7 protein-coding genes, 1 tRNA gene and 1 pseudogene are annotated in these 9595 nt (G+C 38.5%); 3 read left to right on the top strand and 6 right to left on the bottom strand.

Annotated elements, in window-relative coordinates; translation table 11 throughout:
- The 3 genes from LS74_RS06180 to rpsU form a co-directional block, all read right to left on the bottom strand.
- Nucleotides 1–1655: phosphoethanolamine transferase (locus LS74_RS06180; protein ID WP_138128922.1), on the bottom strand; the 1655-nt coding region annotated here is incomplete at its 3' end.
- Nucleotides 1648–3612 carry a phosphoethanolamine transferase gene (locus tag LS74_RS06175; protein ID WP_034588926.1) on the bottom strand — a complete coding sequence of 655 codons (1965 nt, stop codon included), beginning with the start codon at nt 3610–3612 and terminating at the stop codon, nt 1648–1650. The genes LS74_RS06180 and LS74_RS06175, both read right to left, overlap by 8 nt.
- A gap of 216 nt (nt 3613–3828) precedes the next feature.
- A complete protein-coding gene (rpsU, locus tag LS74_RS06170; RefSeq protein ID WP_002955579.1) occupies nt 3829–4041 on the bottom strand; it encodes a 30S ribosomal protein S21 in 213 nt (70 codons plus the stop codon).
- Nucleotides 4042–4168: 127 nt separating this feature from the next.
- On the opposite strand from rpsU, the gene LS74_RS06165 reads away from it, so the two are divergent.
- From LS74_RS06165 to LS74_RS06155, 3 genes and pseudogenes are all read left to right on the top strand, one after another.
- A tRNA-Arg gene (locus LS74_RS06165) sits at nt 4169–4245 on the top strand.
- A 48-nt stretch (nt 4246–4293) separates the two neighbouring features.
- Nucleotides 4294–4722 carry a hypothetical protein gene (locus tag LS74_RS06160; protein WP_034589800.1) on the top strand — a complete coding sequence of 143 codons (429 nt, stop codon included), beginning with the start codon at nt 4294–4296 and terminating at the stop codon, nt 4720–4722.
- A gap of 25 nt (nt 4723–4747) precedes the next feature.
- Nucleotides 4748–5311 (top strand): annotated as a pseudogene (locus LS74_RS06155) (FkbM family methyltransferase); the annotation flags it as partial.
- Between the two features lie 61 nt (nt 5312–5372).
- On the opposite strand, the gene ftsZ reads toward LS74_RS06155, so the two are convergent.
- Genes ftsZ through LS74_RS06140 form a run of 3 tightly spaced genes read right to left on the bottom strand, consistent with a single transcriptional unit; the run spans nt 5373 to nt 9395 of the window.
- Complete coding sequence (gene ftsZ, locus LS74_RS06150) at nt 5373–6512, bottom strand: cell division protein FtsZ (protein WP_034588921.1); 1140 nt, start codon at nt 6510–6512, stop codon at nt 5373–5375.
- Between the two features lie 10 nt (nt 6513–6522).
- Nucleotides 6523–7896 carry a cell division protein FtsA gene (ftsA, locus tag LS74_RS06145; protein ID WP_034588919.1) on the bottom strand — a complete coding sequence of 458 codons (1374 nt, stop codon included), beginning with the start codon at nt 7894–7896 and terminating at the stop codon, nt 6523–6525.
- 8 nt (nt 7897–7904) lie between these two features.
- On the bottom strand, nt 7905–9395 hold the full coding sequence (locus LS74_RS06140) for a peptidylprolyl isomerase (RefSeq protein WP_034588917.1): 1491 nt from the start codon (nt 9393–9395) through the stop codon (nt 7905–7907).
- Between the last annotated feature and the right edge of the window lie 200 nt (nt 9396–9595).

The raw sequence follows: 9595 nt of genomic DNA, 5'->3' as shown, positions 1-9595 counted from the left end.
GATTCAAAGCCCTGCATATCAATTCCTGCAATATCAAGTAAGGTATGGATTAAATCATCGCTCATATAGCGTTGATTCTGTGCTTTTTGCAATCGCTTATAAAGCTCTGGGTGCTTGTCAATAAATTCATCGCTCACATACATAATAAATGGAATCTCCACCATAAAACGCGACATTTTAGAATTACTATGTCCAGCAAAGTCTCCATTCTCATACACCTCTTCTCCGTGATCGCTAAAATACAGCACTAAAGAATCTGAATCTGCAAATCGCTTTATAATCTCTCGTAGCAAAAAATCGCCATACAGCACACTATTAAGATAAGCAGCAATTTTATTTTTATCACCAAAATCTTGTCTTATATCACTTTGTGTGAAAATCTCAAACTCCTTTGGATAGCGACTTTCATACCTGTCGTGGTTTCCCATAAGGTGCAGGGCAAAAAACCGCAAAGGCTCATTGTGGGATTTAGAATCTACCAAGCTAGATTGTTGAGATTCTAACTGGGGGGGGGGCGATACATTATATTGCTTAAGATAAGTATCAAGCACTCCTAGTAGCTCCCCATCAAGCCTTGTTAAATCAAAACTATCGCCATAGCTTAAGTATTTTACCTCATCTGCCCTATTTAAAATTGTCGCTACACCATTGCCAAAAAAGCTCACCGCCTCTTGATTTGAAATAGTCGTGGTATGATAGCCCCCAAGACGCATAGCATCAATGAGATTTAAATGCTCATACCATTGCGAATTTTGAGCATTTTCTTGATTTGCAAAGGTTAGCACCTGCGTGAGACTTTCATAGGTTGAGCCTTGAGATGAAATCACATCATTAAAAACAAGCAGATTCTGTGGTTTTTGCTGCTTCAAACTCTCTAAAAGCGGAGTAGTCGGCAATCCATAGCCATACAAACTCATTTTACCTCTCTGTGTGCTTTCCCCAATGACAAGCACAACATTTGCAATCTTTTCCTTGCTGGGCTTTACTTCAAATCCTTTGGCAAACTCATCAAAATGTGTTTGCAACCTTTTATACTCCTGCATAAATGCAAGGGCGTGTTTGAACGATTTTGACACAGAAGTATAGCTATGATACAGCACATCACTAAACCGCAAAGACGGACTTGAAGGACGCACACTCACAATATGTAGCACCACAACAAGAAGAAGCAACAACACATACACAACTTTTAGCTTCAATGTATTGTTTCTCACGCATTTTGGCACTTGAATCTTAAAACACAACCAAATACCTAAACCAAAAAGCCCATACATTCCAAGTAATTTCATATCTATGTATGTATGTAAAAACTCAAAACTCTCTCGCATATTGCTTTCAAGGGCAATGCTAATCACATAGGAATTTAATAAAGTAGAGAAGTTATAAAGGCAAAAAATTTCAGCCATCATACACAAAACACTAAGAGCCACCACCACAAAAAGCAATAGATTCTGTAAAGGTTTCCATTTCAGCATATAAATAACACCAAACAACGCACCATAGCTGACAATAAACATCATCTCTCTATACGCAAAAGTCAAAAAATAATACATATCAAAATGCGTATGCAAAGTAGTCTGCTGAGACATCACAATAAGCAGAGTATTCATAAGCCACAAAAGCACAAAAGTGCGGAAAAATCGTGTATCACTCATTCTTGCTCCTTTGATCTGCTCTTATACGCTCATCGCTTTTACACAACCCCTGCTGATAGTAGCTCTTTTGAGCTTTCAGCTCTTTGTCATAATCTTTTATACTTTTTTTCTCGCCAACAAGGCGAATTCTGTTTTTGAGTAAAGTTGTGTCATTGCTTATTAAACTTCGCTTAGATTCAAAGCCCTGCATATCAATTCCTGCAATATCAAGTAAGGTATGGATTAAATCATCGCTCATATAGCGTTGATTCTGTGCTTTTTGCAATCGCTTATAAAGCTCTGGGTGCTTGGTAATAAACACATCACTCACATAAATAATAAATGGAATCTCCACCATAAAACGCGACATTTTGCTATCGCTATGCCCTATAAAATTCCGCCAATCATAAATCTCTTCTCCGTGATCGCTAAAATACAGCACTAAAGAATCTGTATTTTCAAACCGCTCTATAATCTCATTTAGCACAAAATCCCCATACAGCACACTATTATCATAATGCATATTCTCTTCCACGCTTGTGGTGGCTAGATTCTCCACACGATCCGCAGGACAGAGCATATCTTCACTGCTAAGTTTTGCAAAGCTACTTGGATAGCGGTTGTAATACTTCGCGTGATTACCCATAAGGTGCAGAGCGTAAAATGTCGGCTTAGAATCTTTAGAATCTGCTGTGTTTTGTGGCTCTTGTGGTAGATTCTCGCTTGAGCTTGTAGGCTTAGAATCCACATCGCTAAAATCCTCTTGTAAATCGCCCTGTTCCACGCCTACGCCTAGCTCCTCATCTAAAATATCTAAAATTGCTTCATCAAACTTTGTGGTGCTCATCTTGTCATTGACATTGACAAAATGTGCTTCATCAGCACGCTTAAGAATAGTCGCCGCAGCATTACCAAAAAGACTTATAGGCTCTTGATTAGAAATAGCAATGGTATGATAGCCCCCAAGCTTAAAAGAATCAATGACATTCATATACTCATACCACGGCTTTTGAATCTCGCTGGGCTTGGTGGATTTTGCCTTTTGCTTGGACTTTATCGTCTCTATACCTTGCGTGTTATCCTGATTAGCAAAGGTGAGACTTAAGCTTAAAGATTCGTGGGTTTGCCCGTGAGAAGCGATAACATCGCTAAAAACAAGTAGATTCTTAGGATTATTTTGTTTGATAGAATCTAGATTTGGCGTGGTGGGAAGCGGATAGCCATAAAGGCTTAAGCGGTCTCTTTGAGTAGATTCACCAATGACAAGCACGATATTTTGGATATTGTTTTTTGCTTTTTTTACCTGAAGTGTGGTGGATAGCTCATCAAACTTACTATTTAGCCGCTCATATTCTTTCATAAAGCCATAAGTGCCCTCAATCGCACGATAGAACTGCTTTGTGTAATTATAAAGCATATCGCTCCAATCTTCATTTAGAGGCTTGGTGTGAGTGAAAATCATAGCAAGCACGATGCACACACTCACAACAAACCACATATACACAAACCGCATACATTTCTTAAGCTTAATGGAGGGCTGCAAAAGTGGAATCTTAGCCCACAACAACACAGCGATGATAAGAAAAAAGGCATATACGCCAATCAAGCCAAAATTCACATAATTATGCAAAAACTCCGCACTCTCCTGTGGATTTGTCTCTAGGGCTACGATGACAAGGTAGGAGTTAAGATTCGTATCAAAAGTGTAGAGCAAAAATATATCAACCACAAAGCAGATAATGCTTATGCCAAAGATAGCCCACGCCACATACACGCCAAAAGGCAAGAGTGAAAGAATCCAAAATACGCCAAAGTAACTCACACACAGCAACAACTCGCGGTAGAAAAATGAGCTAAACCAATACAAATCCCAATGCTTGGTATAGACAAAATATTGTGAGCCAAAAAGAATAATGGTGTTTAAAAAAATAAGCAAAATAAAAATCTTAAAAAGCACAGGGTGAGTGAAAAGCTTCATTGATATGTCCTACTTTTGATGAAAATATGATGAGATTCTGCTAGAGCATTCTAACTAAAAAGGGCAAGGCTTAAATTAACATCGCTTTTGTTAAGTCATTTAATATAGTAAGGGAGTTTAATAAGGTGAAATTGAAAAATGTTTTAGAAGTATTGTGTGAAGTCTCTTAAGCCTCCAAAGCTTAAAGCCTTGAAGGTTTAAGAATCTTGCTAGAACTTAGAGTTTTGACTCGTAGCGTCTTAACATATATAGACGCTTAAGCATTTTTTTCTTAGCGTTAATTTTTTGCTTTTTGCGTTTTTCAGTCTTAGATTCAAAAAATCGTCTCGCTCTTAGTTCCGTTACAACAAGGTTACGATCAGTTTGTTTTTTGAACTTTCTATACGCTTCTTCAAAAGATTCGCTTTCTTTCACTTTAATACCCGGCATAAGCTCACCTACTTTCTTGTAAAATTTGAAAGCGGTATTATAAGGAAAATTTATTTAAAAATGCTTAAATCTGCATTATATAAAGTGAGTTTTAAGGATTTTTAGCTAGAATGCCGACTTTACTTTTGTGCTCGTAGCTCAGCTGAATAGAGCAACAGGTTGCGGTCCTGTAGGTCGGGGGTTTGAATCCCTCCGAGCACGCCATTTGTAACTTTTCAGCAACATCAATTTTTCAGTAAAAGGTTTCATATTATGAAATTTCTAGCACAATATATCTATCAACTTCTCTTACACACAAATAACAGAATCTTAGAAAAATTCTTACTCTTAGCAAGAAAGCTTATCCTTAAAATTTCAAATCCTATCATTACCTTAAGCTACAATAACATCAAACTTGCAATGCCATTTTCCCACACCTTACCACTCAATCAAAAAACATATCCAACATATGATATGCAGCTTCATTCCATAGCTCATCATATCTACACAAAAGATGGCAAACTTAATATGATTGATGTGGGGGCAAATATAGGCGATACAGCCGTTTTGACAAATATGCCAAATGCCTCTTATTTGCTGATAGAGGGCGAAAAAAGTTATGCCAATTTAATCAAAACTAACATTTCTTATAATTTTCACAAAGCAACTATCAAAGATATAAGTATGGGGGGGGGGGCATAACAAGAATCTTCCGCTAAATCCTGCTGAAACTCCCCCATTATTTATCATCTCTCACACTTTTTTGGGTGATAATGATGAGCAAAGTGCATATACCATTTCCTTGCAAGATGGAAGTGGCAAACTTATTAACGACAAACATAACTACTCTAGCGTTCAAATCCAAACTCTTGATTCTGTTGTGTCAAAGGCAGATTTCTCTCCAAACTTTATAAAAATAGATACTGATGGTTTTGATTTTAAAGTGCTTCGTGGAGCTTTCAAAACTTTAACATATTTTAAGCCCACAATATTTTTTGAATGGGACAAAAATCATCTCCAAGCACAAAATGAAGATTTTCTATCCATATTCCCTAGGCTTAACAAGTTGGGATACGAGCAATTACTCATTTTTGATAATTTTGGCGTGTTACTTTGTGTTTTGCAAAGTGATGATTGCAATAATTTAAAATTACTTATGGACTACACACAAGATTCTAGGCAAAATATTTACTATTATGATATTCTTACCTTTCATAAAGACAGCTCTTTCAAGCTCACAGAGTGGCTTAAAGCCAGAAAAACAGAATCTAAAAATCTCACAGATGTGTGAGAGTGTGAAAACCAAAAAAGTAAGATTCTACACTCACACTTCAATACTTACAAGATATAAATTAGTCCTTTTGATTGCGGAGATAGGTTGGGACTTCAAGGCTTTCATTGTCAAACAAACCAGTATCACCCCCAGAGACCTTTCGTGCAAGACGCAAACTTTGGCGAGATTGCTCCAAACCTTGTTCATCACGCATTTGCGGTTGTGGCTCGGTGCTTACAACTTCTCTTTCAAAGCCCGTGGCAACCACAGTTACCTTGACATAGTCTTTTGCCGCATCTGCAAGTGTGCGTGTCCCAAAAATCACGTGAGCCTTATTATCAACAATAGATTCAATCATATTCATCGCTTCGCCTATCTCAATGAGTGAGTATCCATTCATCTCAAAATTCACAAGCACACCCATCGCACCATTAATAGAAATATTGTCAAGCAATGGAGATTCTATTGCCATACGCACAGCCTCACACGCAGCATTATCACCTGTGGCTTCGCCAATACCCATAAGTGCTAAGCCCTTGTGGCTCATTACCGTTTTCACATCGGCAAAATCCACATTAATATCATTTGGACTATGATGTAATATCACACCTGAAATCCCATTCACAGCACGAGCCAACACACCATTTACAACTTCAAAACTCTCTTGAACACCATAACTTTTAGGAATGATAGATGAAAGCCTATCGTTTGGAATAACAACAATACAATCACTCTCTGCTTTTAAATTACGCAATCCCTCTTCAGCAAGTTCAGCGCGTCTGCCACCCTCCCATTTAAAAGGCTTAGTTACAACAGAAATAGTTAATGCCCCAACTTCTCTTGCTGCTTTAGCCACAACGGGAGCTGCCCCTGTGCCTGTGCCACCGCCAAGACCCGCAGAGATAAATACAATATCCGAGCCACTTAGCACAGCTTTTAACTCTTCATAAGTCTCTAGTGCCGCCTTTTCGCCTATATCTGGCTGCATACCCGCACCCAAGCCTTTTGTAAGCTTCTCACCAAGCTTCATTTTGATATTTGCACTTGTAGTTTCTAAATGCTGAATATCTGTATTTGTCGCTATAAGTTTGATAGATTTGTGCGGACTTGTCCCCACAAGATGATTAATCATATTTGAGCCACCGCCACCAACGCCAACAGCGGTAATAACCGCACCTTCCTGTCTCACTTCCTGAATGTCTATTTCAATATTTTCCATTGTTACTCCCTTAAAATAGTTGGCTAACCCACTTGTAGAATCTCATAAAGATGTTATCGTGCTTATCCTCCTGTGTGGTTTTAATCCCAGATAAATCACCTGTGTTTTGAGTGATTTTCAAGCTACCCAAATCCGCTTGTGAAGCGTCTTTGGACAGCCCAATACTACCTACATCATTGTTTTCTATAACACTACTTCTTTTATAGAGAATCTTTTTATCAAAATCCATCTCATAGTTTGTGTGTTGCCCCGCTCCGTGTAAAACTAAGCCAACCGCAGTGGCACTCTGCGTGCCTTTTAACCCATCAAAAAGCCCGCCCACAGACATAGGCTTAGAGATTCTCACCGGCTTTCTAAAAAAGATACTTGAAGCAAACTCCTGCATTCCATCAAGATTTGCCATACCGCCAGTTAGTGTAATACCTGCACCAATCTTATCTTTTAATCCACTCTGTTCAATGCTTTTTGCCAAAAGTTGTAAAGTCTCCTCCACTCGTGCAGAAATAACTGCGTGGACAATTTCTAAGCTTACATTCGTTGTTGCATTCTCACCTGCCATTACAGGCACTTTTATGGACTTTTCCTTATCCTCGTCTGTAAGAATGAGTTTTCCATATTCGGTTTTAATCTGCTCTGCCGTGCTTGGATGGGCGTTAAGAGCAGTAGCTAAGTCAATGGTAACATTATGCGAACCAACGCTTAGAAAATCACTATAACGCATAGAATATCCGCTATAAATCATTAAATCACAAGTTTGCCCACCCATATCAATACACGCTACACCAAGCTCTTTTTCTTCATTGCTTAGCACTGCAATAGACGACGCATACGCACTTAGCACAATATTTTCAATCTCCACACCACTTTCACGCACGGCTCGTTTAAGGTTCTCAAGTGCTGTTTTCTTAGCCGTTACAATATGCACAAACGCCTCCAACCTTGAGGCACTCATACCCATAGGATCTTCAGCGTAGTTTTGATCATCTAATCTAAACTCATAGGGCAATGCGTGGATAAGCGTGTGGTCTTCTGGAATCACAGCATTATAAATAGCTGTTTGCATTACGCGATTAATCTCTTTTAGTCCAATCTCACTATTTGGCACATTGACAACTGCAGATTCTCTAATGCTTTTGGTATAAGCACCTGAAAGAGAGATGATAGCCTTATCTACCCTTTCCCCCGACACTCTCGCAGCGTCATTAACTGCACTTCTTATAGCGCGTGAAGCAAGCTCAATATTTGTAACCGAGCCCTTTTTAATCCCATCAGCCTTATGAATCCCTGTGCCTATGATATAAGGTGAGCCATCGTCTTTCACCTCAGCAACAATCGCACAAATCTCACTAGACCCAATGTCAATACCCAATATAATCCGACTCACCCTAGCCCTCACTTACTCACATCAATATAAATAGTTGTCTTATAAGTCTCATTCAAATACTCCGCCAATGCATCAAGCACCGCTTCAGACTTCATACTCTTAAATGCCATTGCATCGCCTTGTTTCGCATTCAAAGCAGACTGCTCTACTATACGATATAGCACAGCCTTATCTTCAAGCATTACATAACCCTCTTTTTGCTTAGAAGAAAATAAATGCGAGAGAAAATTCATCTTCTGCCTATCATCAAGTGTGAGTATCACACCATTGTAGAATCTATCCACAAACCCAATATCCGTGCCTTGAAAATTTTTTAGCTTTTCTTTGGCAAGGGCTAAGAGCTTTTCCCTTTTCTTACTGCTTTCAAAAAGCACTTTTGCTTCAGCCTTTGCCTCTTCAAAGCTTTTTTGCACACTTGGCTTTTTATCAAGAATCCTTAGTGTTACAAAGCCTTTATCAACCTCAATAGGCTTTAGCACCTGCCCCACTTGAGCCGCCTTCATATCTTCAATAACCAAATCCACTCCATTTTTTACAAAAAACCGCTCGTTCTCTTTTAGACTTAGAATCTCGCCCTTCTTGCTTTCATTTTTCAAATCACGATACTCACGCTTTGCCACACTTTCAGCCTGAATCTTTTGCACATCTTTAATAAGCTTTTCCTTACTCTCTTCAAAACTTAGCAAATTCCCATTCTCATCTAAATAATCACTCTTAAAATCCTGATAATGCTTTGTCAAATCTTCATCTGTGGGATTTTGTGAAGCAAAAGGCACTAGAACATATTCTATCTTAAATTCCATAGGGCTTTTCCAATTTTCCGCATTTTTTTCCCAAAATGCCTTTAATTCATCATCTTTAACTTCAACACTCACTTGACTTATAGGCAGAATCTCAACCCTTAGCCTATCTCTCACTGCATATGCCATCTCTAATGCCGCCATCTCGCTTGATGAAATAGGCAGCATAGGACCTGCTTGAGTGATGCTCATAACGCCAAAAAGCTTTTGTGTAGTGAGAATCTTACGCACCATTTCTTCAAACTCACTTGGGCTCATACCCTGCTCTTTCAACGCCTTTCGATACACTTCTTGACTAAACTCACCCTTATCATCTACATACACTTTTGCATTGACTATCTCTTCACCCACTTCCTTATCACTTACAACAAGCCCTAAATCATTGGCGAGATTGAGAATCTGGGTTTGCTGGATAAGCCTTTGTAATGCCATTTGTGGTATGCCAAACTGCTTTGCTTGAGCTTCATCTAGCATTCCACCAAACTGCGAGATTTGACTAAACTCATTTAGAATCCTTGCATACTCTCTTTGAAACTCCGCAAGATGTATATCAATATCTCCAACACGAGCAACCTTATCATTACTTGATCCAAAGCCATAAGAACCCCAATTCACCATTCCAGCACCAATAAACGCAATGGCACTAACCCAAATAGTAACAATAAGCCATTTCTTATGCTTCTGCATCCAAGTAATCATTAATCTAGTAACCTTTTTTGTAGTAAAAATCTAAGTGAGTGTTTTAAAAGCGGCTATTGTAGCACAAAACTTGCTAAAAATATGCTAAATAAGCTTAATTTTATCAAATTTTTCCCTAATTCAGCCGATTTATAGCAATTTTCTCTCAAAAATATATCTATGTGCTTTATCAAACCCTTAACTCAACATCATTAAATAAT

It is taken from the genome of Helicobacter magdeburgensis, from assembly GCF_000765825.2.
GTDB lineage: Bacteria > Campylobacterota > Campylobacteria > Campylobacterales > Helicobacteraceae > Helicobacter_C > Helicobacter_C magdeburgensis.
The sequence above is the reverse complement of the archived record's forward strand: the minus strand, read 5'-3'. Positions and strand labels throughout refer to the sequence as shown.

Excerpts from the sequence above, each read along its gene's own strand:
- LS74_RS06175 (WP_034588926.1), bottom strand. The coding sequence starts at position 3,612 with ATGAAGCTTTTCACTCACCCTGTGCTTTTTAAGATTTTTATTTTGCTT.
- rpsU (WP_002955579.1), bottom strand. The coding sequence starts at position 4,041 with ATGCCGGGTATTAAAGTGAAAGAAAGCGAATCTTTTGAAGAAGCGTAT.
- LS74_RS06160 (WP_034589800.1), top strand. The coding sequence starts at position 4,294 with ATGAAATTTCTAGCACAATATATCTATCAACTTCTCTTACACACAAAT.
- ftsZ (WP_034588921.1), bottom strand. The coding sequence starts at position 6,512 with ATGGAAAATATTGAAATAGACATTCAGGAAGTGAGACAGGAAGGTGCG.
- LS74_RS06140 (WP_034588917.1), bottom strand. The coding sequence starts at position 9,395 with ATGATTACTTGGATGCAGAAGCATAAGAAATGGCTTATTGTTACTATT.